The sequence below is a fragment of the Mesorhizobium humile genome (assembly GCF_033977215.1).
Taxonomy (GTDB): Bacteria; Pseudomonadota; Alphaproteobacteria; order Rhizobiales; family Rhizobiaceae; genus Mesorhizobium; species Mesorhizobium humile.
Genome location: NZ_JAVIIV010000011.1, coordinates 155,452 through 180,393 on the forward strand (window position 1 = coordinate 155,452; position 24,942 = coordinate 180,393).

Consider the following 24,942-nt stretch of genomic DNA (forward strand, 5'->3'; position numbering starts at 1 on the left):
CGGAAGGCTACGGCGAGATCGCCGAGCCTAACCGCTGCACACTTTTCCTGGAATTGCTTATACGAACTCACTGAACGAGCAGCAGCGAGCCGTCCTGGACCTGGTATTTCTGCAAGCGCTGCAGGAAGCTCATGCCGATCAGGTTGGTCTGCAGCGCCCTGTCGTCGAGCACCATCGCCTGGACGTTGTCGATCGCGATCTTGCCGATCTGCAGGCGGTCGACCGTCACCACGGCGGCCTTGATCGCCCCGTTGGCGGTGTTCACCTGGTGATTGAAGTCGGATGGGTTGAGCGAGATGCCGATCCTGCGCGCGGTCGAGGTGTTGATGGCGACCAGCGTCGCGCCGGTGTCGATCATGCCGTCGATCTGGCGGCCGTTGAGCTTGAACTGCGACGTAAAGTGACCGCGTCCATCGGCATTGACCAGCACCTGGCGGCCGAGCGGCATCGGGGCGGCGGGCTTGTCCGGGACCGAAGCGAGATTGACCTGCGGCTGAGCCTCCGGCGTTGCCGGCTGCGAGGCGACGGTCGATTTCAGCAGGCTGTCCACCAGATGCGGATTCGCCTGATAGACAATCGGGATAGAAGCCGAGGTTCCGGCAAAGATGCCAAGGATGAGAAGCTTGCGCAGCATGGATGCCCCTGGAGCGTTCACCGTTTCAAGGAAACGTCGAACCGCTCTATCCCTTTGTTTTGGAGCAATTCCGAACGGAAAACCGCTTCACACTCTTCCTGGAATTGCTCCCGAAGGCAGCATCCTTAGGCCGACATGGTGTTTGCGACTTTAACGCGTGCCGGAACCGCTTGTCTGCGTAAACAGGCGGTAAAGAAGACCGCTCATTTTGTCCCGTACATGCGGTCGCCGGCGTCGCCGAGGCCGGGCATGATGTAGCCCTTGTCGTTCAACTGCCGGTCTATCGAGGCGGTGAAGATCGGCACGTCCGGATGCGCCTTGGTGAAGCGCTCGATGCCTTCAGGCGCCGCGAGCAGGCACAGGAAGCGGATGTTGGTCGCTCCGCGTCCTTTCAGCTTGTCGATCGCGGCGATCGCCGAATTCGCGGTCGCCAGCATCGGATCGACGACGATCACCAGACGGTCGGCAAGATCGCTCGGCGCCTTGAAGAAATATTCGACCGCTTCCAGCGTGTCGTGATCACGGTAGAGGCCGATATGGGCGACGCGCGCCGCCGGCACCAGGTCGAGCAGGCCCTCGAGCAGGCCGTTGCCGGCGCGCAGCACCGAGGCGAAGACCAGCTTCTTGCCCTCGAGCGTCGGCGCCTCCATCTCCTCGATCGGCGTCTCGATCATGGTCGTGGTCAGTTCGAGATTGCGGGTCACCTCATAGCCCAAGAGCAGCGAAATCTCGCGCAGCAGCCGCCGGAAGCCGGCCGTCGAGGTCTCCTTCTTGCGCATGATGGTCAGCTTGTGCTGGACAAGGGGGTGGTCGACGACGGTGACGCCCTGCATGGTCTGCTCCAGTGAATGGTGAATAGTGAATAGTGAATAGTGAGCGGGTTTGCGAGTCCCGATGGATCGATGATTGCGGTTGACAGGCCGAAGAGCCGGCAAACCATTCACCATTCACCATTCACCATTCACCGGACTCTGGCGTCGAGCCTGGTCAGCAGCATCGCCTTGGTCTTCTTGTCCACGAAGGCCGCCTCTATGGCCGTCCGGGTGATCCTGGCGAGCGCCTTGTCGTTCATGGCGAAATGCTCGGCGGCGATATCGTATTCGCGCTTCAGCGAAGTCCAGAAATAAGGCGGGTCGTCGGAATTGAGCGTCACCTTGCAGCCGGCAGCGCGCAGTGCCGGAAAGGGATGGTCGGCGAAGCTGTCGAACACTTTCAGCGCGATGTTGGAGCCCGGGCAGCATTCCAGCACCACGCCCTCGGCGGCGATGCGGCGGACGAGGTCCGGGTTCTCGATGGCGCGAACGCCATGGCCGATGCGGGAAGGGCGAATGTGGTCGAGGGCCGCCTTGACGCTTTCCCAGCCCATCAGCTCGCCGGCATGGATGGTGATGCCGAGGCCCGCTTCGCGCGCGATCTCGAAGGCGCGCACATAGTCCTCGAAGTCGCCGATTCGCTCGTCGCCGGCGACGCCGAAGCCGGTCACCAGCGGGTGGCCGCAGCGCGCCGCGAAGCGCGCCGCCTGCTCGATCGCCTCAACCCCGACATGGCGCACGCCGGTGACGATCATGCGGCCCTCGATGCCGGTCTTGGCCTTGGCGCGGACCATGCCTTCGCCCAGCGCATCCGTGTAGGCTTTTGGTGATAGCCCGGCCTTTTTGGCATGGTCCGGCGAGGTGAAAACCTCGGAATAGATGGCGCCGTCACGGGCGAGGCTGGTCAGATAGTGGTCGGCGAGGCGCGCATAGTCCTCTTCGGTGCGAAACAGGTCGGAAGCGAAATCGTAGGCGGCGAGAAACGAGGTGAAATCGTGCCAGACGAAGGAGCCGTCCTGGATGTAGGGCGAAGGATCCTGGCCATATTTGCGGGCCTGGGCGACGACGAGCTCTGGTGCTGCCGCCCCTTCGATGTGGCAGTGCAGTTCGGCCTTCAAAATCATGCGGTCATTCCGCTCGGCATGCTGATCTCGCGCGGATTCTGGCCGGAAAATCATGCGGAACCTTTCTCGACCGTGTTTTGAAAGCGCGGCCGAAAACCGCGCCCTGGACAATAGCGTCGGCACCATCGATCGGCTATGGTCCCGCCGGTTTTATGACGGATCAAAATAATGTCAGTTGAGAGAACCACGGCCGCGGGCGGCATGGAAACCTCCTATGGTTTCAAGAAGGTCGGGGAAGGCGAGAAGCAGCCCCTCGTCAACGACGTCTTCCATAAGGTGGCCAATCGATACGACCTCATGAACGATCTGATGTCGGCTGGGTTGCATCGGTTGTGGAAGGACGCGATGGTCGCCTGGCTGAACCCGCCGAAGCGGCCGGGCTGGAAAGTGCTCGACGTCGCCGGCGGCACGGGCGACATCGCCTTCCGCATCGTCGAGGCCAGCCAGCGCCAGGCCCATGCCACGGTGCTCGACATCAACGGCTCGATGCTGGGGGTCGGCCGCGACCGCGCCGAGAAGCAGGGCCTTGCGGCAAACACCGACTTCGTCGAGGCCAATGCTGAGGAATTGCCGTTCGAGGACGAGACCTTCGACGCCTATACGATCGCGTTCGGCATCCGCAACGTGCCGCGCATCGAGGTCGCGCTTGCCGAAGCCTATCGCGTGCTGAAGCGAGGCGGACGGTTGCTCTGCCTGGAATTCTCCGAGGTCGACATGCCATTGCTCGACAAGGCCTATGAGGCCTGGTCGTTCAACGCCATCCCCAAGATCGGCAAGGCGGTGACCGGCGACGGCGAACCCTATTCCTATCTCGTCGAATCCATCCGCAAGTTCCCCAACCAGCAGAATTTCGCGGCGATGATCACCCGCGCCGGCTTCGACCGCGTCACCTTCCGCAACTATTCCGGCGGCATCGCCGCCCTTCATTCCGGCTGGAAGCTTTGAGGCGCGGTCCCTTGCAGCGGGCCCCTTTGAAACAGGCTGGCCTATGAGCAGCGTCGGCGCCGCCTTCAGGCTGGCCAGGGCCGGCTGGGTGCTGGTCCGCGAGGGCGTCGTCGCGGCGTTGCCGGGCGAAGAGCTGTCCGGCATGCCGAAATTCGGCTGGCGCGTGGCGCGGCTTTTTACCCGCCGTCGGGCGCTAAGCTATCAGCGCGGCGACCGGCTGGCGCGGGCGGTGGTGCGGCTCGGACCCTCCTACGTCAAGCTCGGCCAGTTCCTGGCGACGCGGCCCGATGTCGTCGGCAACGACATGGCGCTCGATCTCGCGCTGCTGCAGGACAAGATGCACACCTTCCCGAAGGCGGAAGCGGTCCACGCGATCGAAGGCTCGCTCGGGCGCAAGATCGACGACCTCTATGTCGCCTTCGGTCAGCCGGTGGCTGCCGCCTCGATCGCGCAGGTGCACAGTGCGGAGGTCGCGCGCGAAGGCGCCGCTTCGCGCGTGGCGGTTAAGGTGATCCGGCCCGGCGTGCGGCACCGCTTCTACCAGGATCTCGAAAGCTATTTCCTCGCGGCCCATCTGCAGGAAAAATACATCCCCTCGTCGCGCCGGCTGCGCCCGGTCGAGGTTACCGAGACGCTGGCGCAGACCACCAGGATCGAGATGGACCTGCGGCTCGAGGCGGCGGCGCTCTCGGAACTCGGCGAAAACACCAAGGACGATCCGGGTTTTCGCGTGCCCGCGGTCGATTGGGAGCGGACCGGCCGCGACGTGCTCACCATGGAGTGGATCGACGGCGTCAAGATGAACGACATCGCCGGCCTTGCCGACGCCGGCCACGACCTCAAGGCGATCGCCGCCAACCTCATCCAGTCGTTCCTTAGGCACACACTGCGCGACGGCTTCTTCCATGCCGACATGCATCCGGGAAACCTGTTCGTCGAGGCCAACGGCACCATCGTCGCGGTCGATCTCGGCATTGCCGGCCGGCTCGGCAAGAAGGAGCGCCGCTTCCTCGCCGAGATCCTCTACGGCTTCATCGTGCGCGACTACCAGCGTGTCGCCGAAGTGCATTTCGAGGCCGGCTATGTACCGCGCCAGCACAATGTCTCGGCCTTCGCGCAGGCGATCCGCGCCATCGGCGAGCCGATCCACGGCCAGTCGGCCGACACCATCTCGATGGCCAAGCTCCTGACCTTGCTGTTCGAGGTCACCGAGCTGTTCGACATGGCGACTCGGCCGGAGCTGATCCTGCTGCAGAAGACGATGGTGGTCGTCGAGGGTGTTGCCCGTACGCTCGATCCGGCCTTCAACATGTGGAAGACCTCGGAGCCCGTGGTCGGCGACTGGATCGCCGGCAATCTCGGTCCGCGCGGACTGCTCACCGACGCGCGCGACGGCGCCAAGGCGCTGTTGGCGCTTGCACGGCAAGCGCCGGACCTCGCTGCCCGCACCGACCGACTGTCGCGCGAGATCGATCTGATGGCCGAGAAAGGCCTGCGCTTCGACGAAGCGACCGCCCGCGCCATCGGCAAGGCCGAAGCGCGCCACACCCGCTCCGGCCGCGTAGCGCTGTGGGTGATCGCGCTGACCCTGATCTACATCGCCTGGAAATTGCTCTGATTGCCAAGCGGTTGCCGCAGTCTGATTGCATTGCTATCATCGCATGCACTGCATGCAAGCGAGTGCAATCACATGGCTAGCATCACGATCCGTAATCTCGATGACGAGGTCAAGGACCTGCTCCGGCAACTCGCGGCCGAAAATGGCTGCTCGATGGAAGAGCAGGCGCGGGCGATGATCCGCGCCGCGGTCGAAGGCCGGGCGGGGCAGTCCGACCGCATCGGCCAGATCGAGCAGACCCTGCGTGCGCTGACAGAGGCGAATGAGCAGGCGACGCCGGTTGTCGCCGCTGCCGGCAGGCCGGTCCCGAGGGGCTCGCTCTCCGGAAAGCGCATCCTGCTCATCATCGGCGGCGGCATCGCCGCCTACAAGGCGCTCGACCTCATCCGCAGGCTGCGCGAACGCGGCGCTTCGGTGCGGGTGGTGATGACGTCGGCCGCGCAGGAATTCGTCACCACGCTGTCGGTCGGCGCGCTTTCGGCCGACCATGTCTTCACCGAGCTGTTCGACCGCAATGACGAGCACGATGTCGGCCATATCCGCCTGTCGCGCGAGGCCGACCTGCTTGTCGTTGCGCCGGCGACCGCCGACCTGATGGCGAAGCTCGCCAACGGCCATGCGAACGACCTTGCCTCGACGGTGCTTCTGGCCACCGACAAGAAGGTGCTGATGGCCCCGGCGATGAACCCGAAGATGTGGGCGCATCCGGCAACGCGGCGCAATCGCGCGACCTTGCAGAAGGACGGCATCGCCTTTGTCGGTCCCGCCAAGGGCGAGATGGCCGAAAGCAACGAAGCGGGCGAGGGCCGTATGGCCGAGCCGCTCGAGATCGTCGCCGCGATCGAGGCGATGCTCGACGAGAAGCCGAAGCCGCTTGCCGGCCGCAGGATCATCGTCACCTCCGGGCCGACGCATGAGCCTATCGATCCGGTGCGCTACATCGCCAACCGCTCGTCGGGCAAGCAGGGCCATGCGATCGCGACCGCGCTTGCGAAGCTCGGCGCCGATGTGCGGCTCGTCTCCGGTCCAGTCACCATCGCCGATCCGGCCGGTGTCGCGACCACGCATGTCGAAACAGCCGCCCAGATGAAGCAGGCGGTCGAGAGCCTGTTGCCGGCGGATGCCGCCGTGTTTGTCGCGGCGGTCGCCGACTGGCGCACCGCCAACGCCGCCGGCGAGAAGATCAAGAAGGTGGCGGGCGAAGGACCGCCTTCGCTGCAGATGGTCGAAAATCCCGACATCCTGGCCGGCATCGGCCATCATGCGCAGCGGCCAGGCCTTGTCGTCGGCTTCGCCGCCGAGACGCAGGACCTCATCGCCAATGCAGAGGCAAAGCTCAAGAAAAAGGGCGCCGACTTCATCGTCGCCAATGATGTTTCGCATGAAAGCGGCATCGGGCCGTCCGGCGTGATGGGCGGCGACCGCAACAAGGTGCGCATCGTCTCCAGGACCGGCGTCGAGGAATGGCCGGAAATGGGCAAGGACGAAGTGGCGGCGCGCCTCGCCACGTTGATTGCCGAGCGGCTGGCGACAATTGTCGTCTAGCCGGCCGCTTGCTGAGGCCGCAACGCCGGCAGCGCGATCCTGAGCGCGGCGATGCATCCAAGGACCCCAAGCGGCACGAAGGCGAGGAACAGCCAGCCGGCGACGCCGGCGGCGGCTTCACGGTTCAGGCCCTCCGAGAAGCCGCTGGCATTTGCGACGATGCCGGCAAGTGCTGCGCCCACCGCGTAGCCGATGCGCTGCATGGTCGGCACGGCGGCCGAGGCTATCGTCTGCTCGCCGTCGCGGGCCGAAGCGACGATGACGCGCGTGAGGAATGGCCAGCACACGCCGAAGCCGCCGCCCTGCAGCAGGGCGCAGAGCAGGATCAGCGGGATCGAGCCTGCCGGAATGGCATAGGCGAAACCGGCGAGACCGGAGGCGATCATCAGCGCGCCGACGACGATGATCAGTCTCTCGCGCTCCAGCGGCGCATTGGCGACGAGGATCGACAGGATCGACCAGGCGATCGATTCGGCGGCAATGATGTAGCCGGTGGTCAGGATCGGTATGTCGTGCAGCGTGGTCAGAAGCAGCGGCCCGTAGATGGTGAAGCTGCAGGTGGCCACGGAGAATGCCGCAACCATGGTCATGCCGCTGCCAAGCGGCGAGCGCCACGAGAACAAAGGCGATGGAAAGAGCCGCGATTGCGGCCTGAGAGCATCGATGCGGAAGAACAACGCCAAGCCGATCAGGCCGAGCAGGAGCAGCAGCGACGAGCGCACAAGGGCAATATCGATGCCGGCTGCGGCGATCAGCACCACGCTGAAGGCGAGACAGGCGAGCGCCGGATAGGGAAAGCGTGGCGCCCTGCCGCCGACGGCCTGCGGCTTCGCTGCCTCGGGCGTGTCAAGCACGATGAAGCTCGCCAGCGCCATCGCCGCGCCGCCGAAAGTGAAGATGCCGAACGCCCAGCGCCATGACAGGAACTCCGTCATGAGCGCGCCGAGCATCGGGCCGCTGAAGGCGGCGACGCCCCAGACCGCGGACATGATGCCGAAGAGCTGCGGCCAGATGTTGCGTGGAAACAGGCGCTCGACCGAGACGAAGGCCAGCGACACGAGCGCGCCGCCGCCAAGGCCTTCGACCAGGCGCCCGGCGAGGAACAGCGGCATCGAAGGGGCCGTTGCGCAAATCAACGCGCCGGCCGCATAGAGCAGGGCTGCGACCATCATGTTGGAGCGCAGCGCGACATAGCTGACCAGCCGGCCGGCCGCGGCACCCGCGACAATGGCGCCAAGCTCGTAGACCGCCAGCGACCAGCCAACCAGCTGCACGCCCGCGAGATCGCCGACCATGGCGGGCATCACCGTCGCCACCATCGTCTCGTTGGTGGCATGCAGGAGGATACCGAGGCTGACGAAACAGAAGCGTGCCAGGTCGCCACTCGCCCACAGCGCCCGCCAATCCACCCTGTGGCCGGGCACCTTGTTGCCGCTTTCTGCCGTCACGCCAATCTCCTCGATGCATTGCAGCCTCATTCGCTTTTCAAATGGGCGCCAGGTCCAGTTCGGCGGTGCTTGTAGAACCTCAAGCGTAGTTGAGCTCAAGAGGCTTTTTCGCGAATCTGACGTTGCAGGCAGGATCGTGGGTTTAACGACCTTATGCGATCCTCAAAAAAGCACTTGGCCCGGAACAAGGGTGTTCCGGGCCAAGTGTTCCAGACGGACTTTTGAAGCCGAAAGCTTCACTTGTAGGAGTGGACGAGATCCAGCGAGGCCACCGCGACGGCGAGGTTGACGCCGGTCTGCGCCTGGACGCTGAGCGGCTCCAGCATGAAGGCGCCGTCGAGGCCGCCGACCAGGAGATTGGCGCCGCCGCCGGTCACCACGGAAGCCTCGGCGTTGACGCCGTAATAGCTGCCGGCGAGGTCGCCCGCCTCATGATGACGCGTGGCGCCGAGCACCGCCCAGACGAGCTGACCCTGATGCGTCTGGCCAATGTCGACGCCGAGCTTGGAGATCATGCCGGTGTACTGCTCGGCCGGCCCGTGATGATACGGGCGGAAAGTGCAGGCGACGCCCTTGTTCGACGTGATGACGTAGCCGATGCCGCCGTCGATCGTGCAATCGAGCGTGCCGAGCCGGAGCGTGCCGGCGCTTACCGGAGAAGCGAGGACCGTGGCGGCAAGCGCGGCAGCGGCACAGGCAAGTGTTTTGATCATTGGAAAGGTCCTTTCGCGAAAATCTTGGCCCCGGCTTAAACGATCGAGGTGCACGGAGCGTTCCGCCGGAAACTTGGCGCGAACATGGCAAGGGTTAACGCATCGCGCTGGGCGGTTAACGGATCGCTATCGGGCGTTTCCGCAGCGCAACACCACGGTCGTCAGCGGCGACCGGGGACGACGCGGCGTCAGCTTTCGATCAGCTGGCGTTGCCGCCGGTGCGCGACAGGCCGTCCTTGGCCGGCTGGTAGTTCGGGTCGAGGTGGACGGCCTCGCGATAGGATTTGGATGCCTTGACCTTGTCGCCGCGCTTTTCGTAGATCAGCGCCTGGTTGGCCCATGCCTCGGCGTTCTTGCCGTCGAGCTTGATGGCCATGTTGAAGTCGGAGAAGGCGTTGTCCTCGTCGCCTGTGGCCAGATAGGAGAGGCCGCGGCCGTTGTAGGGCTCGGCAGCGTCCGGCGCCAGCGAGATCGCGGTCGAGAAATCCTCGATGGCGAATTTGTGCTGGCCCTGGCTCTGATAGATCAGGCCGCGATTGTGGTAGGCGCGAGCGTCGGTGGTGTCGAGCTGGATCGCCTTCTGGAAGTCGTTGAAGGCATCCTGGGTGCGGCCCGCCTTGCGATAGAGATTGCCGCGGCCGATATAGGCGGCGTCGTAATTGGCGTTGATCTGGATCGAGCGGTTATAGTCGGCCAAGGCGGCTTCCTGGTTGCCGAGGAAGCGCTGGATCAGCGCGCGGTTCGAATAGGCCTGGTAGAAGTTCGGGTTGAGCTGGATGGCCTGGTTGAAGTCCTTCAGCGCCGCCTGGTACTGGCCGCCGCGGCCATAGGCCGAGCCGCGCACATTGTAGCCCTCGGGATCCTGCGGGCTGCGCTGGATGACGGCCGAAAGCGACGAGATGTTCTCGCTCGAGCCTTGCGCCTTGTCGATGTTGTTGAACTCGCCGGTCGGCGTCGTCTGGCATGCTGCAAGCGTCAGACCCGAAAGCAGGGCCGCCGTCAGGGCGAAGCCGCGAAAAGCGGTTTTGCGCTCCACGGAAATTGCGTTCATCTTTGTCCTCACTGCCGCAGCGCCGTCAGTTCGTTCCCTCTCCGAACCGGCTCCTATGCATAAACAAAAAGGTGGCGGCGATTCCGCATCGCGCCACCCTCGGTATCCTTCGAAAAGGACGAAAAATAGGCGTTATGAGCGCGGCGAGCGCGAAGCGCCGGCGGCACCAGCCGGAGCCGGACGCGGGGTCATCGGCAGCAGGCCTTCGCGCTGGGCGCGCTTGCGGGCCAGCTTGCGGGCGCGGCGCACGGCCTCAGCCTTCTCGCGGGCACGCTTCTCGGACGGCTTCTCGTAGTGACCGCGCATCTTCATTTCGCGGAAAATACCTTCGCGCTGCATCTTCTTCTTCAGCGCGCGAAGCGCCTGATCAACGTTGTTGTCGCGGACGAGTACCTGCACGGGCAATCCTGTCTTCGGGTTTGAAATCGTTAGGCAATCAGCCATAGCTGGGATGCCTCCGCGGCGAATTGCACCGCGAATTGTGGCGGCTGATAGCAGAATCAGGCTGGGATGTCCACCGCTGATTGCGGGAAACAGCGATCAAAAAACCGGGCGCTGCGCCCGAACGCTTGTCCGCCCTACGCGGTCGCCAGATGGAGGCGGGCAAAGTCCTCGAAAAACTCGCCATAATCGCAGGTGATTTCCTCGCCTGCGGCGATGTCGCGAATGGCGGTGGCGCCGCCATATTGCGAGAAATCCGTGTTCGGCCGCTCCGAATGGTTCATGAAGCGGCCATTGTCGACCTCATAGACCATGAAGCCGGGCTTGTCCGGGCTCGGATAGGCATAGCGGTCGAGCAGTTCCTTGAGATGCGGGGATGCGGCTTCATATTTTTCCATCGGGATCAGCCGGTCGAAATCCGGATCGAGGCGCCAGATCGAGGCGCCTTTGCGTATCGGCTCCGCGGCAAAGACCCCGACGCCTTCGATGGCGCTCTGGGCAACATAGGTTCTGATCAGCAGCATCGTTCCGGTCCGATTTCGACGGGAAACAAATCGTCAAATTGGACCGGAATGCAAGGCCGTATCGCTAGATTTCAACGGATGAGCATGTCTGCTGTCCGCCGGGCGATCACGTCCGGTTGATCGAGACGCCGCCATCGGCAAACAATGCCGTGCCGGTGGTGAAGCTCGAGGCATCCGAGGCGAGATAGAGCGCGGAGCGGGCGATCTCCTCCGGCTGCGCCATGCGCTTCAAAGCATGAATGCCTTCGACGAAGGCGCGCGCCTCGGGTGTGGTCGTGGTCGCGCCGGGCGTGTCGGTGCCGCCGGGCAGCAGCGCGTTGACGCGCAGTCCTTGCGGGCCGTACTCGGCGGCGAGCACCTGCGTCAGGCCGATCAGTCCGGCCTTGGCTGCGGCGTAGGCAGCCATGCCCGGCATGCCGGCAGTGTAGCCGACGAAGCTCGAGGTGAAGATCAGCGAACCGCCGCCGCGCTCCAGCATGGCCGGAATCTGGTGCCTGGCGGCGAGATAGGCGCTGGTCAGGTTGGTGTCCATCGTCTCCTGCCAGGTCGCCGGCGCCAAGTCGGTGACCGGCCCCATCACGCCAACGGCGCCGGCATTGTTGAAGGCGATGTCGAGGCCGCCGAAGCGAGCCACAGCGAGTTCCACCAACGCCCGCGCATAGGCTTCGTCCCTTACATCGCCCGCAAGTGCGACCGCAGTGCCCCCGGCATCCTCGATCTCGCCGACGAGCGTGTCGAGCTCGGCTTGGCGCCGGGCGGCCACGACCAGGCTCGCGCCTTGCTCGGCAAACAGCCTGGCGGTGGCGCGGCCGATGCCGGAACTGGCGCCAGTGACGATGGCGACTTTGCTTGCCAGGGTGAACATGTCTCAGCATCCTTCCTTTGTGCCGGCTTGCGGCGATGGATGCTTGGTCGCAGATGAGGATTGCCGCGGCCACCCGAAACCTGCAACGGCCGCCATTGCCCTACTGCCGCAACAGCCAACCCAGCCGGTCCAGCGAGAAGGCATAGTTGAAGGCAATCAACAGGGCCATGACGATGCCAATGGCGGCGTGACCGGTCAGATAGAATCCCGTGGCGCCGCCGCACAGGATGACAAGTTCCAGCGCCAGCCTGACGGCGCCGGGCACCGGCACCGGAGCCCGGCCCGACCGGCTCGGATCATCGGGCACGGCGAAAGTACCCCACAACACAGCCGCGACGAGCGGCAAGGCGATTGCGAGAATCCAGCGCCAGAATCCGGCCGAGAGGCTCCAGCCCGCCACGCCGAGACCAAGCAAGGCGGCAAGCTCAAGCAGAAAGCGCAGGATAAGATTCCACCAGGCGTTACCCATCATCGTCTCCGGATTTCGCGCGACGGGAAGTGTCGCCGAAGACCCCTGTCGAAGCCAGATCGGATGCATCATTTTGACCGCGGCGCAAAACGGCAAGCGCCGTCGCAAACAGCGCAAGGATGACATCGCTGTTTCGCTAGTGATACACCTCGCGTGACGGGAGAGGCCCGAACCACATCCGCGATTTTTGGCGCGAGGCTTAACGTGAAGAAATACTCGGTATTCGCCATTGCCCGCGAGGCCATGCGCGGCCACAAGGGCTGGGAAGAGCAGTGGACGTCGCCCGAGCCGAAGAAGGAATACGACGTCATCATCGTTGGCGCCGGCGGGCATGGCCTGGCGACGGCCTATTATCTGGCGAGCGAGCACGGCATCACCAACATCGCGGTGCTGGAAAAGGGCTGGCTCGGCGGCGGCAACACCGGCCGCAACACCACCATCATCCGCTCCAATTACCTCTATGACGAGAGCGCCGGCATCTACGACCATGCGCTGAAGCTGTGGGACGGGCTGAGCCAGGAGCTCAACTACAACGTCATGTATTCGGCGCGCGGCGTCATGATGCTGGCGCACAATGTGCACGACATCCAGGTGTTCAAGCGCCACATCCACGCCAACCGGCTCAACGGCATCGACAATGAGTGGCTGACGCCGGAGCAGGCGAAGGAATTCTGTCCGCCGCTCAACATCTCCAAGGAAGCGCGCTATCCGGTGATGGGCGCGGCGTTGCAGCGGCGCGGTGGCACGGCGCGTCATGACGCGGTTGCCTGGGGCTATGCGCGGGGCGCCTCAGCGCGCGGCGTGCACATCATCCAGAACTGCGAGGTCACGGGCATCAAGCGCGCCGCGAACGGCGCGGTCAGCGGCGTGGAGACGACGCGCGGCTTCATCGGCGCCAAGAAGGTCGGCGTGGTCGCGGCCGGCCATTCCTCCGTCATCATGAACATGGCCGGCGTGCGCATGCCGCTCGAAAGCTATCCGCTGCAGGCACTGGTGTCGGAGCCGATCAAGCCGGTCGTGCCCTGCGTGGTGATGTCCAACACCGTGCACGCCTATATCTCGCAGTCGGACAAGGGCGAGCTCGTCATCGGCGCCGGAACCGACCAGTATGTCTCCTATTCGCAGACCGGCGGCCTGCACATCCTGCAGCACACGCTCGATGCCATCTGCGAGATGTTCCCGATCTTCACGCGCATGAAGATGCTGCGCTCCTGGGGCGGCATCGTCGACGTCACTCCCGACCGGTCGCCGATCCTGGCGAAGACGCCGGTCAAGGGCCTCTACGTCAATTGCGGCTGGGGCACGGGCGGCTTCAAGGCGACACCCGGTTCGGGCAACGTCTTTGCCCATACGATCGCGAAGGACGAGCCGCATCCGATCAACGCGCCCTTCACGCTCGAGCGCTTCCGCACCGGCCGTCTCATCGACGAGGCCGCCGCGGCGGCGGTGGCGCACTGATCCATCGACTACGGCGAATTGTAGGAACAAACAGAATGCTTCTCATCCGCTGCCCCTATTGCGAGGAAGAGCGCCCGGAACTCGAGTTCCGCAATGCCGGCGAGGCGCATATCGCGCGCTCCACCAACATTGCCGCCGAGACCGACGACGATTTCGAGAAATTCTTCTTCATCCGCGCCAATCCGAAGGGCGTCATCTACGAGCGCTGGCGGCACATCCATGGTTGCGCGCGCTTCTTCAACGCGGTGCGCGACACCGTCACCGACAGGTTCGTCATGACCTACAAGGCCGGCGAGCCGAAGCCGGCGAAACTGCCTGGAGCCGCGAAATGAGCGCCGCATTCCGTATCTCCGGCGCCGGCCGCCTGAGCCAGGCGAAGACCGCCTCGTTCAGCTTCGATGACAAGTCCTATACCGGCATCGAGGGCGACACGCTTGCCTCGGCGCTGCTCGCCAATGGCGTGCACCTGGTCGGGCGCTCGTTCAAGTACCACCGGCCGCGCGGCTTCCTCTCGGCCGGCGCGGAAGAGCCCAATGCGCTGGTGCAGATCGTGCGCGACGATGCGCGCAAGACGCCCAATGTGCGCGCCACCGTGCAGGAGCTCTATGACGGGCTGACGGCCAACTCGCAGAACCGCTGGCCCTCGCTCGCCTTCGACATCGGCGCCGTCAACGACATCGCCTCGCCGATGTTCTCGGCCGGCTTCTACTACAAGACCTTCATGTGGCCGAAATGGGCCTGGAAGGATCTCTACGAGCCGAAGATCCGCGCGGCCGCCGGCCTCGGCGTTTCACCCGAGAAGCCGGATCCGGACCACTATGCCGCGCGCTACGCGCATTGCGAGGTGCTGGTGCTGGGCGGCGGCGCCGCCGGCATTGCGGCCGCGCTCGCCGCGGCCGAAACGGGCGTGCGGGTGATCCTCGCCGACGAACAGGCCGAATTCGGCGGCAGCCTGCGCTTCGAGAGCGGCGCCAGGATCGACGGCCAGAGCGGCCATGCGTGGGCGCAAGCCGCAATCGCGAAGCTCAAGGCGATGGACAATGTGCGCGTGCTGTCGCGCACGACTGCCTTCGGCTATTACGCGCAGAATTTCGTCGGCTTGGTCGAGCGGGTCAGCGACCATCTCAAGAGCCCCGGACATGAGCTGGCGCGCGAACGCCTGTGGCAGGTTCGCGCCGGGCGCGTCGTGATCGCCACCGGCGCAATCGAGCGCCATATGGTGTTCGCCAACAACGACCGCCCGGGCGTGATGCTGGCTTCTGCGGCGCGCACATACCTCAACCATTATGGCGTCGCGGTCGGCAGGAATGTCGGCGTCTATACGGCCAACGATTCCGCTTACGCGGCGGCCATCGACCTCAAGAAGGCAGGCGTCAATGTCGCGGCGATCGTCGACCTGCGCGACAACCCGGCCGGACCGGTGATCGACGAGGCGAGGGCGCTCGGTATCGAGATCAATTTCGGCCGTGCGGTGGTCAGCGCCGGCGGCAAGCTGCGCGTGTCCTCCATGACCGTGCAACCGAAGAATGGCGGCGGCGAGCGGACCATTCCGGTGGACGCGATCCTGATGTCGGCCGGCTGGACGCCGTCGGTGCATCTGTTCTCGCAGTCGCGCGGCAAGGTCGCCTTCAACGATGAGACCAAGCGCTTCGTGCCCGGCACCTATGCGCAGGACTGCGTCTCGGTCGGCGCCTGCAACGGCACAGACGGACTGGACGCGACGGTCGACGAGGCCTATGCGGCGGGCGCCAAGGCGGCGAAGGACGCCGGCGGCAAAGCCGGCAAGGGAGCCAAGCCGAAGGTCGACGCCGGCGAGAGCTGGTCGCGCGGCATGCTGGGCGCAGGGCCCGGTGCCGGGCCGGGTACCACGGTCAAGGCCTTCGTCGATTTCCAGAACGACGTCACCGCCAAGGACATCCGCCAGGCGGTGCATGAAGGCATGCACTCTATCGAGCACGTCAAGCGCTTCACCACCAACGGCATGGCGACCGACCAGGGCAAGACGTCGAACATGCACGGGCTGGCGATCGCCGCCGAGGAACTCGGCAAGCCGATCCCGCAGGTCGGCCTCACAACCTTCCGCGCGCCCTACACGCCGGTGACCTTCGGCTCGATCGTCGGGCATGCGCGCGGCGCGCTGTTCGACCCGACCCGCCGCACGGCAACGCATGGCTGGGCTGCGTCGCATGGCGCCGTGTTTGAGGATGTCGGCCACTGGAAGCGCGCGTGGTATTTCCCGAAAGCCGGCGAGGACATGCACAAGGCGGTCGACCGCGAATGCGTGACGGTGCGCAAGGTCGGCGGGCTGTTCGACGCCTCGACGCTCGGCAAGATCGAGGTGGTCGGGCCGGATGCCGCGAAATTCATGGAGCTGCTCTACACCAACCCTTGGGAGAAGCTGGAAACCGGGCGCTGCCGCTATGGCATCATGCTGCGTGAGGACGGCTTCATCTACGATGACGGCGTCGTCGGTCGGCTGGCGCCCGATCGCTTCCATGTGACGACGACGACCGGCGGCGCGCCGCGCGTCATGAACCACATGGAGGATTACCTCCAGACCGAGTTCCCGCATCTCAACGTCTGGCTGACCTCGATCACCGAGCAGTGGGCGGTGATCGCGGTGCAGGGGCCGAAGTCGCGCGAAATCATCGCGCCGCTGGTCGAGGGCATCGACATGTCGGATGAGGGAATGCCGCATATGTCGGTGCGCGAAGGCAAGATCTGCGGCGTGCCGACGAGGCTGTTCCGCATGTCCTTCACCGGCGAGCGCGGGTTCGAGGTCAACGTGCCGGCCGATTACGGTGAGGCGGTCTGGGAAGCGTTGTGGGCCGAAGGCCAGAAACATGGCGCGACCGCCTACGGCACCGAGTCGATGCACGTGCTGCGCGCCGAAAAGGGCTACATCATCGTCGGCCAGGATACCGATGGCACGGTGACGCCGAACGATGCCGGGCTCGACTGGGCGGTCGGCAAGAAGAAGACCGACTTCGTCGGCATCCGCGGCCTGACCCGGACGGATCTGGTGGCCAAGGGCCGCAAGCAACTCGTCGGCCTGAAGACCAGGGATCCAAAGGTCGTGCTGGAAGAGGGCGCGCAGATCGTCGCCGATCCGAAGCAGCCGATCCCGATGAAGATGATCGGCCATGTCACGTCGAGCTACTGGTCGGAGAATTGCGGCCGCTCGATCGCGCTCGCGCTGGTCGCCGGCGGCCGCGACCGCATGGGTGAGACGCTCTACGTGCCGATGCCGAACGGCACGATCGAGGTCGAGGTCACAGGCATGGTGTTCGTCGACGAGAAGGGAGAACGCCTCAATGGCTAAGGCCGCCGCCAAGACAAAAGCCGCTTCCGCTTCCGTCGAGCGGCGCCCAGCGCTTGCCGGTCGCACGCTGTCGGCGCCAGGCGTGAAGGTGGAGATGCTGCCGCCGGCCGAGCGTATTTCGCTGCGCGCGCCGCAGGCTTCGCTTGCCGCGCTATCCAAGGCGCTCGGCGTCACGCTGCCGACAAAGCCGAAGACCTCGGCGACCAAGGACGGGCGCACGGCGCTGTGGCTCGGACCGGACGAATGGCTGATCATCGACGAGGCGGGCAACGATCCGCTCGCCGACTGCGCCAAGGTGACGGCGCTGCATTCGGCGGTCGGCATCTCGCATCGCAATGTCGGGATTTCAGTTGTTGGACCTGCCGCCGCGGTGACGGTCAGTTCGGGCTGTCCGCAAGACCTGTCGCTCGAGGCTTTCCCGGTCGGCGCGGCCTCGCGCACCATTCTCGGCAAATCCGAGATCGTGCTGTTGCGCACGGCGGCCGACGCGTTCCGGGTGGAGTGCTGGCGTTCCTTCTCGGACTATGTCTTTACTCTGCTGTCGGAAGCGGCAAGCGACGCGGCGAACTGATCTTCACGCTGCCCTGTCGGAAAGCCGCGCGGCAGGAACCATCGCCGGTCCTGTCCGTTTCCGCAGCTTGCGAGGGAGGTTGTCGATGCCGTCCAGAACCGCGCCGAAGTCGCCGAAGAAGACAGCGGCGGTGCGTTCGCTGGAGCAGGAGCGCCATCGCGAGGTCGAGGAAGAGGAACTCGAGGAAGGCCTCGAGGACACGTTTCCAGCCAGTGACCCGGTGTCGATCACCAGTAGCGCCATCCCCGGCGCGCCGGCCAAGCCCGGCAAGCCCAAGGCCGTGGCGGGAACGAAACGGCCCAAGAAATAGGCTTCGGGCCGGTCCTCGAAGCTGCAGGCAAAACGAAAAAGGGCGGCCAAGTGCCGCCCATTTTCATTGATCGTCCCGACAGAACTTACAGGCCAGGCACGAACCACGGGCTGACGTCGATGCCGAGGCGCGGGGTCTTGGTCTGGGTCTTGGTGGCGTCCGCCTTTTCGACCGAACCGGTGGCGGTGCAATCGAGAACCACATTGGCCTTGGTCTGGACGCAGGCGGCCGGAGCGTGCTTGACCGACTGGGTCGTGCCGGCAAAAGCGGCGCCCGAGAAAGCCAGCACGGCGGCGAGGGTGAGGATGGTCTTCTTCATTTTCCGTCTCCAGTCATCTCTTTTCGTACATGTACGATACAGCGTACAAATACGGTGAGCGGAAACGGAATTCAAGAGGAAATCTGTACGCGTACGACAACTTTTTTTGAACGTAGGAACTCGCCACGGCGAATCAAGCCGAAGATGGCGCAAAAACAGCTGTGGCGATCAGCAGTCGACCGGGGTTTCGGTGAGCGGCGGGATTTCGTGTTCCGACAGCGAGGCCATCATGAAGTTGCACATGCGCTTCACGTAAGTCTCGGGGTCGCCGAAAGGATAGAAGGGAAAGGTGATCAGCAACGAAATCGTGCCGTGGCCGACCGTCCACAGCATGGTCGCGATGGCGCGCGGATCGCCCTTGAGCTTGCCGGCCGCGACGCAGGCCTCGACGCGTTTGATCAGCACCTTCATGGCCGGATTGCCCTCTTCCATGTCCTCGTGGCTGCGGCCCTCGGGCAGCTTGGTCTTCTCGGTCATGAAGACGGTGCGATACTCATTGGGATTGCCGAGCCCGAAGGCGGCATATTCGGTCATCACCGCCTTGAGCGCCTCGACCGGATCGTCGGCGGGATGGTCCTCGATGCGCCGGGCGAGCGTTTCGAAGGCGTCTTCAGCCAGCGCGAAGAGGATGTCCTGCTTGTCGGCGAAATAGGAATAGACCGACATCGGCGCATAGCCGACCCGCTTGGCCAGCTTGCGGATGGTCAGGCCCTCATAGCCTTCTTCCTGCACCAGCTTGTGAGCCGCCGCGACCAGTTCGGAGCGAAGCTCCGCCTTTTGTTTTTCGCGGCGTTTCTGAACGCTCAGCGTCAATGTCCGCTGCCTTTTTCGTTGGTTGCCTGACGAAATTATATACGCTGTACGGAAACGGACAAGAGAGCGCTCCGGTTCCGCAACGTCCGTTCAAACTCTTCGGTTAACGCGATTGCGGAGCCTAGAACGTTTCACCGTTTCACGGAAACGGCGAAACGCTCTATCTCTTTGTTTTTACGCAATTCCGAACGGAAAACCGATCACACTTTTCCTGGAATTGCTCTAGCCGCTCCCCAGCACGTTCAAATGGCGCCGATGCCGCCGTCGAGCGCCAGCGCATGGCCGGTCATGAAGGAGTTGCCGGGGTCGGCAAGGAACAGGATGCCGGTGGTGATCTCATCGACCTCGCCGACGCGCTTCATCGGCACGCCGCGCGTAAGCTCGGCAAGCGCTTCGGCTTCGGGCGCTCCGGTGAAACGCACGAAACCGTCGACCATCGCCGTGCGGGTGTGGGCCGGGCAGACGGCGTTGATGCGGATCCCTTTGCTGGCATATTCCGCGGCGGCAGAGCGGGTCAGCCCGACGACGCCGTGCTTGGCGGCGGCATAGACCGAAAGCTTCGGCGCGCCGGAGAGACCGGCGACCGAGGCGATGTTGACGATGACGCCGCCCTTGCCGCTTTCCCTGAACTGCCGTTCCAACTGAGGGATCTGGTGCTTCATGGCATAGAAGACGCCGAGCAGGTCGACCTCGACCACGCGGCGCGCTTCCTCCGAGGTCACCTGTGGCAGGCGCACGAAGGCGTGCACGATGCCGGCATTGTTGACGGCGATGTCGAGCCGGCCGAATTTTTGAACGGCAAGCTTCACCAGGTCCTCCGAGAGTTTTTCGTCGGCAATGTTGCCGGCAAGGTGAGCAGTCTCGGCGTCGAGCGTTGCGGCGAAACCGCCGAGCGCAGTCTCGTCGATATCAGAGAGCACGAGCCTCGCCCCTTCGGCGGCGAAGGCCTTTGCCGCGCCGCTGCCGAGGCCGCCGGTCGCGCCGGTGATCAGCACCGTCATCCCATCGAAACGGCCCATCGCTCGGCTCTCCGCTTTCAGCTGTTCTCGTCGATCAGTTCCGCCGCAAGCGCGGCAAGCAGCTTCACCGCCTCGCCATAGGTCTTTGCCTTTTCCGGATTGGAGGCATTGCCGTCCAGCGCGCGGCGGTAGACGCCCTGGCAGATCGCCGCCAGCCGGAAGAACGAGAAGGCGAGGAAGAAGGTCCAGTTGTCGATCTTCTGGATGCCGCGCCGCCTGCAATAGGCCGCGACATAGGCCTCCTCCGACGGCAGGCCGGCAGCGGCGCGGTCGACGCCGTCAAGGCCGCGAAAGCCCGAGGCATGCGGCAGGCGCCATTGCATGCATTGGTAGGCGAGGTCGGCGAAGGGGTGGCCGAGCGTCGACAGCTCCCAGTCGAGCAGCGCGATGACTTTCGGCGCATCGGGCGCGAACATCATGTTGTCCAGCCGATAGTCGCCATGGACAAGCGACACGCGGCCGTCATCGGCCGGCATATGCGTTTCGAGCCATGCAATCAGCCTGTCGATATCGGCTATGGTTTCGGTTTCGGAGGCCCGGTATTGGCCGGCCCAGCGCGCGAGCTGGCGCTCGAAATAGCTGCCGGGCTTGCCGAAATCGCCAAGGCCGACGGCGCCGACATCGACATCGTGCAGGGCGGCAAGCGTCGCGTTCATCGCGTCGTAGATCGCGGCACGCTCTTCATTGCCGGACGCATCCGGCAGCGACGGATCCCAGAAGATGCGGCCGTCGAGATATTCCATGACGTAGAACATGCGGCCGATCGGCGAGTCCTCGCCCGACAGATGCAGCATGCGCGGCACCGGCACAGCCGTGCCCGCAAGCGCCTGCATGACCCGGAATTCGCGGTCGACCTGATGCGCGGATTTCAGCAGTTGTCCCGGCGGCTTGGCGCGCAGCACATAGCGGCCCCTGGCGGCGGTCAAAAGATAGGTCGGATTGGATTGCCCGGATTTGAATTTTTCGATCGCGGCCAGGCCGGCAAAACCCGGGATATGCGCCTCGAGATAGGGCGCTAGCGCCGCCTGGTCTATGGCACCGGCCTCGCTGCTCATGCGTTCTCGGGCTGGCGCTCGATCAGCGTCAAGGTCAGCCAACGCGCCGTCAGCGCCGGCTTCTTCGAGCCTTCGATCTCGATGGTCACGTCATGCGCGGTCTGCACCCAGCCGGACGGCCTCACCTTGACGTCCGCCAGCACGAAATGGGTGCGGATGCGCGAGCCGGTCTTCACCGGCGCCAGGAAGCGCAGCGTATCGAAACCGTGGTTGACGCCCATCTTGCCGTTCTCCAGCGGCGGCATGGTCTCGAAGGTCATTGCCGACAGAAGCGACAGCGACAGGAAACCATGCGCGATGGTGCCGCCGAAAGGCGTCTCGCGCTCGGCGCGCTCCGGATCGCAATGGATGAACTGGTGGTCGTCGGTCGCATCGGCGAACTGGTCGATCATGCGCTGCGTCACCGTTCGCCAGGGCGAGACGCCGACCTCCTTGCCGACGCTTGCCAGAAGCGTATCGAGACTGATCGGTTCCACGCTGATGTCCTCCGCACCCCCGCCCGGACTACGGTTCCTCGAACCGGGCGTCTTATTCCTTGAACAACGTCATTCCATGCTGCACCGACTGGCCGCCGTCGATCGGCAGGATGGCACCGGTGACATAGCTTCCGGCTCGGCTGCACAAATAAAGCGTTGCGCCGGCAATGTCATCCGCCACGCCGATGCGGCCGAGCGGAACATGGTTACCGACATGTTTCGCCTGCTCCTCGGTCGCGGTGGCAAACGCCGTCATCCGGCTCTGGAAAGGACCCGGTGCAAAGGCGTTGACGGTGATGTGGCGGGCGGCGAACTCGATCGCCAGCGTGCGTGTCAAATGATGCACCGCCGCTTTCGAGGCCGCGTAGGAATAGGCATCGTCGGCCAGCGGCTGGGTGCCCATCACCGAGCCGAGATTGATGACGCGGGCAGGATCCTCCTGGCTCGCGGCGGCGTCGAGCAACGGCAACAGCTCCCGCGTCAGGTGGAAGACGGCGGTGACATTGACGCCGAACACCTTGGCCCAGGCGTGGTAAGGGAAATCCTGCAGCGGTGCGCCCCAGGAAATGCCGGCATTGTTGACCAGGATGTGCAGGTGCTCCGTGCGCGCCTTGACCTCGGCGACTAAAGCGGCGATGCCCGCTTCGCTGGACACGTCGCCGGCGAAGCCCTCGGCATGGCCGGAGCCGCCGAGCGCGTTCAAGTCGTTGGCGACTTTCGTGCAATCCTCACCCTTGCGCGAGGCGATCATCACATGAGCGCCGGCGCGGACCAGACCGGTTGCCACCATGCGGCCGATGCCGGTCGCCGCACCCGTCACCAGCGCGGTCTTGCCGGCGACCGAGAACAGCTTGTCCAGATAGCTCATTGCATTCCTCCGCACATCTCGATCAAACCGGCGAGGGACTCGCGTTGACAAGGCTAGCCGAAGTACGGTCATCCTTGCCACGGGTAAAGATCTATCTTCGGAAAGGCCGTAAGCGATGACGGATATGAATCTCGGCATGAGCGAGCGGCTGAAGCCAATCCATCAGCGCGTGGCGGCGATGGTGCGCGACGAGATCGCGCCGCTCGGCGAGGAATTTCTCGCCGAGATCGGCAAGGGTGGCGACCGCTGGTCCTATACGGCGAGGCAAACGGAAATCCTGGAAGGCCTGAAGAAGACGGCGCGGGAGCGCGGGCTGTGGAATTTCTGGCTGACCGACTCCGGGCGCGGCTATGGTCTTTCCACTGTCGAATATGCCTATCTGGCGGAAGAGATGGGCAAGGCGCATCTCGGCGCCGAGACCTTCAACTGCTCGGCGCCCGACACCGGCAACATGGAAGTGCTGGAGCGTTACGGCTCGGAAGCGCACAAGCGAGACTGGCTGGAGCCGCTGCTCGAGGGCAAGATTCGCTCGGCCTATCTGATGACCGAGCCGGACGTCGCCTCCTCGGACGCGACGAACATTTCGATGCGCTGCGAGCGGCAGGGCGACGACTATGTGCTGAACGGCGAGAAATGGTGGGCTTCCGGAGCGGGCGATCCGCGCTGCGCCATCTATATCGTCATGGTCAGGACCGGCTCGGACGCGGAGCCGCAGCATCGACGGCATTCGATGATCCTGGTGCCGGCTGACAGCAAGGGCATCAGAAAGTTGCGGCCAATGCAGGTCTATGGCGACGACGACGCGCCGCACGGCCATATGCATCTCAGATTCGACAATGTGCGGGTGCCGGCGGCAAACCTGATCCTCGGCGAGGGCAGGGGCTTCGAGATCGCGCAAGGCAGGCTCGGTCCCGGCCGCATCCACCATTGCATGCGCGCCATCGGCCAGGCCGAGATGGCGCTGGAAATGTTGTGCCAGCGCTCGGTGCGGCGCGAGGCCTTCGGCCAGCCCCTGGCAAAGCTCGGCGCCAATTTCGACATTATCGCCGAATGCCGGATGGAGATCGAGATGGCGAGGCTGCTCTGCCTCAAGGCGGCCTGGATGATCGACCAGGGAGATGCGCGCGCCGCCGCGCCCTGGATCAGCCAGATCAAGGTGGTGGCGCCGCGCGTCGCGCTGAAGGTCACCGACGAGGCGGTGCAGATGTTCGGCGCGCAAGGCATCAGCCAGGATACGCCGCTCGCCCGCTCCTGGACGCATCTGAGGACGTTGCGGCTGGCCGACGGGCCGGATGCTGTGCACCGGCGGCAGGTGGCGCGCACGGAACTGAGGAAATACACGCAGGAAAAGGTCTGACGATCATGACGCTTCCATCGCAAATGCGGGGCTTGCTGCTTGTCGGCGACGGTTACGCAAGGACGCCCTCGGCGGCCGCGCTGGAGGCAATGGAGCCCTATCTCCAGCCCGGCAGGATCGCGGTGCCGGCGCCCGCTCCGTCGCAGGCCTTGATCAAGGTCAGCCTCGCCTCGATCAACCCGTCCGATATCGCTTTCATCAAGGGCCAGTACGGCCAGCCGCGGGTCAAGGGCCGACCGGCGGGTTTCGAAGGCGTCGGCACCGTCGTCGCCACCGGAGACGACGCCTATGCCAGGAGCCTCGACGGAAAGCGTGTCGCCTTCGCCACCGGCGTGTCGAACTGGGGTGCGTGGGCGGAATATGCGGTTGCCGAGGCGGCTTCCTGCATCCCGCTCATCGACACGGTGCGCGACGAGGACGGCGCCGCGATGATCGTCAATCCGCTGACCGCCTTGGCCATGTTCGACATCGTCAGAGAGGAAGGCGAAAAGGCCTTCATCATGACCGCGGGCGCCAGTCAGCTCTGCAAGCTGATCATCGGGTTGGCGAAGGAGGCGGGTTTCCGGCCGATCGTCACGGTGCGTCGCGACGAGCAGATACCGCTGCTGAAGGAGCTCGGCGCCGCCCACGTGCTCAACGAGAAGGCGGCGGATTTCGAGGCGGCGTTGCGCGAAGCGATGAAGGCAGAGCAGCCGCGCATCTTCCTCGACGCGGTGACCGGGCCGCTGGCTTCCGCCATCTTCAACGCCATGCCGAAACGCGCGCGCTGGATCGTCTACGGCCGGCTCGACGCCGAGCCGACGGTGATCCGCGAGCCCGGCCAGCTGATCTTCCAGCACAAGCGTGTCGAAGGTTTCTGGCTGGCCGAATGGATGCGCCAGTTCCGCGACCGGCTGGGCCCGGCGGTGCTGGAAGCGCAGAAGCGCTTTTCCGACGGACGCTGGTCGACCGACGTCACGGCGGTGGTGCCGCTGGACGCAGCCATGGCGCGGCTTCCGGCCGAGCTCGCCAAGCCCAACGGAAAGGTGTTCATCAGGCCGTAAGCACCCGGGTGCCGATTGCAGGTGTTCAGATCGCGGCCCAAAGCCTCGAACACAAAGCTGTGATCGACAAGGTAACGGCGGAAAAATGCCGCTGTTGCGCCGTCCCTTGCCCCGCGCCGACAGCAGTCACGCTTGGATGTCT

Annotated in this window: 26 protein-coding genes; 10 read left to right on the top strand and 16 right to left on the bottom strand. The window is 64.6% G+C overall.

Annotated elements, in window-relative coordinates:
- Window positions 1–67: 67 nt before the first annotated feature.
- The 3 genes from RFM52_RS18140 to RFM52_RS18150 all read right to left on the bottom strand — a co-directional run bounded on the left by RFM52_RS18140 (window position 68) and on the right by RFM52_RS18150 (window position 2,570).
- Window positions 68–634, bottom strand: a complete 567-nt coding sequence (locus tag RFM52_RS18140; RefSeq protein WP_320293045.1) for a TIGR02281 family clan AA aspartic protease — start codon at window positions 632–634, stop codon at window positions 68–70.
- Between the two features lie 203 nt (window positions 635–837).
- A complete protein-coding gene (upp, locus tag RFM52_RS18145) occupies window positions 838–1,467 on the bottom strand; it encodes a uracil phosphoribosyltransferase (protein WP_112096510.1) in 630 nt (209 codons plus the stop codon).
- A gap of 128 nt (window positions 1,468–1,595) precedes the next feature.
- The gene (locus tag RFM52_RS18150) at window positions 1,596–2,570 is read right to left on the bottom strand and encodes an adenosine deaminase (RefSeq protein WP_320293046.1); all 975 of its coding nucleotides are present in this window, start codon (window positions 2,568–2,570) and stop codon (window positions 1,596–1,598) included.
- A gap of 168 nt (window positions 2,571–2,738) precedes the next feature.
- On the opposite strand from RFM52_RS18150, the gene ubiE reads away from it, so the two are divergent.
- From ubiE to coaBC, 3 genes are all read left to right on the top strand, one after another.
- Window positions 2,739–3,515: a bifunctional demethylmenaquinone methyltransferase/2-methoxy-6-polyprenyl-1,4-benzoquinol methylase UbiE gene (gene ubiE, locus RFM52_RS18155; protein ID WP_320293047.1), complete on the top strand. Its 777-nt coding sequence runs from the start codon at window positions 2,739–2,741 to the stop codon at window positions 3,513–3,515.
- 43 nt (window positions 3,516–3,558) lie between these two features.
- Window positions 3,559–5,133 carry a 2-polyprenylphenol 6-hydroxylase gene (ubiB, locus tag RFM52_RS18160; RefSeq protein WP_320293048.1) on the top strand — a complete coding sequence of 525 codons (1,575 nt, stop codon included), beginning with the start codon at window positions 3,559–3,561 and terminating at the stop codon, window positions 5,131–5,133.
- Between the two features lie 72 nt (window positions 5,134–5,205).
- Window positions 5,206–6,678, top strand: coding sequence for a bifunctional phosphopantothenoylcysteine decarboxylase/phosphopantothenate--cysteine ligase CoaBC (gene coaBC / locus RFM52_RS18165; protein WP_320293049.1), 1,473 nt, complete (start codon window positions 5,206–5,208; stop codon window positions 6,676–6,678).
- Here coaBC and RFM52_RS18170 read toward each other — a convergent pair.
- The 7 genes from RFM52_RS18170 to RFM52_RS18200 form a co-directional block, all read right to left on the bottom strand.
- A complete protein-coding gene (locus tag RFM52_RS18170; RefSeq protein ID WP_320293050.1) occupies window positions 6,675–8,126 on the bottom strand; it encodes an MFS transporter in 1,452 nt (483 codons plus the stop codon). The two genes, coaBC and RFM52_RS18170, sit on opposite strands and share 4 nt — an antisense overlap.
- Window positions 8,127–8,362: 236 nt before the next feature.
- Window positions 8,363–8,839: a DUF992 domain-containing protein gene (locus RFM52_RS18175; protein ID WP_320293051.1), complete on the bottom strand. Its 477-nt coding sequence runs from the start codon at window positions 8,837–8,839 to the stop codon at window positions 8,363–8,365.
- A 199-nt stretch (window positions 8,840–9,038) separates the two neighbouring features.
- Window positions 9,039–9,890 (bottom strand): tetratricopeptide repeat protein, encoded by an 852-nt coding sequence (locus RFM52_RS18180; RefSeq protein WP_320293052.1) that lies wholly within the window; start codon window positions 9,888–9,890, stop codon window positions 9,039–9,041.
- Between the two features lie 132 nt (window positions 9,891–10,022).
- A complete protein-coding gene (rpsU, locus tag RFM52_RS18185) occupies window positions 10,023–10,289 on the bottom strand; it encodes a 30S ribosomal protein S21 (RefSeq protein ID WP_027165252.1) in 267 nt (88 codons plus the stop codon).
- Window positions 10,290–10,468: 179 nt separating this feature from the next.
- Window positions 10,469–10,855, bottom strand: a complete 387-nt coding sequence (locus RFM52_RS18190) for an SET domain-containing protein (RefSeq protein ID WP_320293053.1) — start codon at window positions 10,853–10,855, stop codon at window positions 10,469–10,471.
- A 106-nt stretch (window positions 10,856–10,961) separates the two neighbouring features.
- Window positions 10,962–11,720 carry an SDR family oxidoreductase gene (locus RFM52_RS18195; protein ID WP_320293054.1) on the bottom strand — a complete coding sequence of 253 codons (759 nt, stop codon included), beginning with the start codon at window positions 11,718–11,720 and terminating at the stop codon, window positions 10,962–10,964.
- A 100-nt stretch (window positions 11,721–11,820) separates the two neighbouring features.
- Entirely contained in the window at window positions 11,821–12,189 is a 369-nt protein-coding gene (locus tag RFM52_RS18200; protein WP_320327868.1) for a YrdB family protein, read from the bottom strand.
- Window positions 12,190–12,393: 204 nt separating this feature from the next.
- On the opposite strand from RFM52_RS18200, the gene RFM52_RS18205 reads away from it, so the two are divergent.
- The 5 genes from RFM52_RS18205 (at window position 12,394) to RFM52_RS18225 (ending at window position 17,850) form a co-directional block, all read left to right on the top strand.
- The gene (locus tag RFM52_RS18205; RefSeq protein WP_320293056.1) at window positions 12,394–13,647 is read left to right on the top strand and encodes a sarcosine oxidase subunit beta; all 1,254 of its coding nucleotides are present in this window, start codon (window positions 12,394–12,396) and stop codon (window positions 13,645–13,647) included.
- A 35-nt stretch (window positions 13,648–13,682) separates the two neighbouring features.
- Window positions 13,683–13,979, top strand: coding sequence for a sarcosine oxidase subunit delta (locus RFM52_RS18210; protein ID WP_320293057.1), 297 nt, complete (start codon window positions 13,683–13,685; stop codon window positions 13,977–13,979).
- A complete protein-coding gene (locus RFM52_RS18215) occupies window positions 13,976–16,969 on the top strand; it encodes a sarcosine oxidase subunit alpha (RefSeq protein WP_320293058.1) in 2,994 nt (997 codons plus the stop codon). The genes RFM52_RS18210 and RFM52_RS18215 overlap by 4 nt, the downstream gene beginning before the upstream one ends.
- The gene (locus RFM52_RS18220) at window positions 16,962–17,540 is read left to right on the top strand and encodes a sarcosine oxidase subunit gamma (protein WP_320293059.1); all 579 of its coding nucleotides are present in this window, start codon (window positions 16,962–16,964) and stop codon (window positions 17,538–17,540) included. The genes RFM52_RS18215 and RFM52_RS18220 overlap by 8 nt, the downstream gene beginning before the upstream one ends.
- Before the next feature lie 85 nt (window positions 17,541–17,625).
- Window positions 17,626–17,850 (top strand): hypothetical protein, encoded by a 225-nt coding sequence (locus RFM52_RS18225; protein ID WP_320293060.1) that lies wholly within the window; start codon window positions 17,626–17,628, stop codon window positions 17,848–17,850.
- Window positions 17,851–17,935: 85 nt separating this feature from the next.
- On the opposite strand, the gene RFM52_RS18230 is transcribed toward RFM52_RS18225, so the two are convergent.
- The 6 genes from RFM52_RS18230 to RFM52_RS18255 form a co-directional block, all read right to left on the bottom strand.
- Entirely contained in the window at window positions 17,936–18,169 is a 234-nt protein-coding gene (locus RFM52_RS18230) for a DUF680 domain-containing protein (protein ID WP_320293061.1), read from the bottom strand.
- 168 nt (window positions 18,170–18,337) lie between these two features.
- A complete protein-coding gene (locus RFM52_RS18235) occupies window positions 18,338–18,982 on the bottom strand; it encodes a TetR/AcrR family transcriptional regulator (RefSeq protein WP_320293062.1) in 645 nt (214 codons plus the stop codon).
- A 242-nt stretch (window positions 18,983–19,224) separates the two neighbouring features.
- The gene (locus tag RFM52_RS18240) at window positions 19,225–20,001 is read right to left on the bottom strand and encodes an SDR family NAD(P)-dependent oxidoreductase (protein ID WP_320293063.1); all 777 of its coding nucleotides are present in this window, start codon (window positions 19,999–20,001) and stop codon (window positions 19,225–19,227) included.
- 17 nt (window positions 20,002–20,018) lie between these two features.
- Window positions 20,019–21,056, bottom strand: a complete 1,038-nt coding sequence (locus RFM52_RS18245) for a phosphotransferase family protein (RefSeq protein WP_320293064.1) — start codon at window positions 21,054–21,056, stop codon at window positions 20,019–20,021.
- Window positions 21,053–21,532, bottom strand: coding sequence for a MaoC family dehydratase (locus tag RFM52_RS18250; protein ID WP_430699199.1), 480 nt, complete (start codon window positions 21,530–21,532; stop codon window positions 21,053–21,055). The genes RFM52_RS18245 and RFM52_RS18250 overlap by 4 nt, the downstream gene beginning before the upstream one ends.
- 52 nt (window positions 21,533–21,584) lie before the next feature.
- Window positions 21,585–22,400 carry an SDR family oxidoreductase gene (locus RFM52_RS18255; protein ID WP_320293065.1) on the bottom strand — a complete coding sequence of 272 codons (816 nt, stop codon included), beginning with the start codon at window positions 22,398–22,400 and terminating at the stop codon, window positions 21,585–21,587.
- Window positions 22,401–22,515: 115 nt separating this feature from the next.
- Between RFM52_RS18255 and RFM52_RS18260 the strand changes: the two genes are divergently transcribed.
- Window positions 22,516–23,757: an acyl-CoA dehydrogenase family protein gene (locus tag RFM52_RS18260; protein ID WP_320293066.1), complete on the top strand. Its 1,242-nt coding sequence runs from the start codon at window positions 22,516–22,518 to the stop codon at window positions 23,755–23,757.
- Between the two features lie 5 nt (window positions 23,758–23,762).
- Window positions 23,763–24,800: a zinc-binding dehydrogenase gene (locus RFM52_RS18265; protein ID WP_320293067.1), complete on the top strand. Its 1,038-nt coding sequence runs from the start codon at window positions 23,763–23,765 to the stop codon at window positions 24,798–24,800.
- Window positions 24,801–24,942: the final 142 nt, after the last annotated feature.

Excerpts from the sequence above, each read along its gene's own strand:
- RFM52_RS18150 (WP_320293046.1), bottom strand. The coding sequence starts at position 2,570 with ATGATTTTGAAGGCCGAACTGCACTGCCACATCGAAGGGGCGGCAGCA.
- RFM52_RS18230 (WP_320293061.1), bottom strand. The coding sequence starts at position 18,169 with ATGAAGAAGACCATCCTCACCCTCGCCGCCGTGCTGGCTTTCTCGGGC.
- coaBC (WP_320293049.1), top strand. The coding sequence starts at position 5,206 with ATGGCTAGCATCACGATCCGTAATCTCGATGACGAGGTCAAGGACCTG.
- RFM52_RS18210 (WP_320293057.1), top strand. The coding sequence starts at position 13,683 with ATGCTTCTCATCCGCTGCCCCTATTGCGAGGAAGAGCGCCCGGAACTC.
- RFM52_RS18200 (WP_320327868.1), bottom strand. The coding sequence starts at position 12,189 with ATGGGTAACGCCTGGTGGAATCTTATCCTGCGCTTTCTGCTTGAGCTT.
- ubiE (WP_320293047.1), top strand. The coding sequence starts at position 2,739 with ATGTCAGTTGAGAGAACCACGGCCGCGGGCGGCATGGAAACCTCCTAT.
- RFM52_RS18245 (WP_320293064.1), bottom strand. The coding sequence starts at position 21,056 with ATGAGCAGCGAGGCCGGTGCCATAGACCAGGCGGCGCTAGCGCCCTAT.
- RFM52_RS18190 (WP_320293053.1), bottom strand. The coding sequence starts at position 10,855 with ATGCTGCTGATCAGAACCTATGTTGCCCAGAGCGCCATCGAAGGCGTC.
- RFM52_RS18215 (WP_320293058.1), top strand. The coding sequence starts at position 13,976 with ATGAGCGCCGCATTCCGTATCTCCGGCGCCGGCCGCCTGAGCCAGGCG.
- RFM52_RS18220 (WP_320293059.1), top strand. The coding sequence starts at position 16,962 with ATGGCTAAGGCCGCCGCCAAGACAAAAGCCGCTTCCGCTTCCGTCGAG.
- RFM52_RS18180 (WP_320293052.1), bottom strand. The coding sequence starts at position 9,890 with ATGAACGCAATTTCCGTGGAGCGCAAAACCGCTTTTCGCGGCTTCGCC.
- RFM52_RS18240 (WP_320293063.1), bottom strand. The coding sequence starts at position 20,001 with ATGGGCCGTTTCGATGGGATGACGGTGCTGATCACCGGCGCGACCGGC.
- RFM52_RS18255 (WP_320293065.1), bottom strand. The coding sequence starts at position 22,400 with ATGAGCTATCTGGACAAGCTGTTCTCGGTCGCCGGCAAGACCGCGCTG.
- upp (WP_112096510.1), bottom strand. The coding sequence starts at position 1,467 with ATGCAGGGCGTCACCGTCGTCGACCACCCCCTTGTCCAGCACAAGCTG.
- RFM52_RS18140 (WP_320293045.1), bottom strand. The coding sequence starts at position 634 with ATGCTGCGCAAGCTTCTCATCCTTGGCATCTTTGCCGGAACCTCGGCT.
- ubiB (WP_320293048.1), top strand. The coding sequence starts at position 3,559 with ATGAGCAGCGTCGGCGCCGCCTTCAGGCTGGCCAGGGCCGGCTGGGTG.
- RFM52_RS18265 (WP_320293067.1), top strand. The coding sequence starts at position 23,763 with ATGACGCTTCCATCGCAAATGCGGGGCTTGCTGCTTGTCGGCGACGGT.
- RFM52_RS18195 (WP_320293054.1), bottom strand. The coding sequence starts at position 11,720 with ATGTTCACCCTGGCAAGCAAAGTCGCCATCGTCACTGGCGCCAGTTCC.
- RFM52_RS18175 (WP_320293051.1), bottom strand. The coding sequence starts at position 8,839 with ATGATCAAAACACTTGCCTGTGCCGCTGCCGCGCTTGCCGCCACGGTC.
- RFM52_RS18260 (WP_320293066.1), top strand. The coding sequence starts at position 22,516 with ATGACGGATATGAATCTCGGCATGAGCGAGCGGCTGAAGCCAATCCAT.
- RFM52_RS18225 (WP_320293060.1), top strand. The coding sequence starts at position 17,626 with ATGCCGTCCAGAACCGCGCCGAAGTCGCCGAAGAAGACAGCGGCGGTG.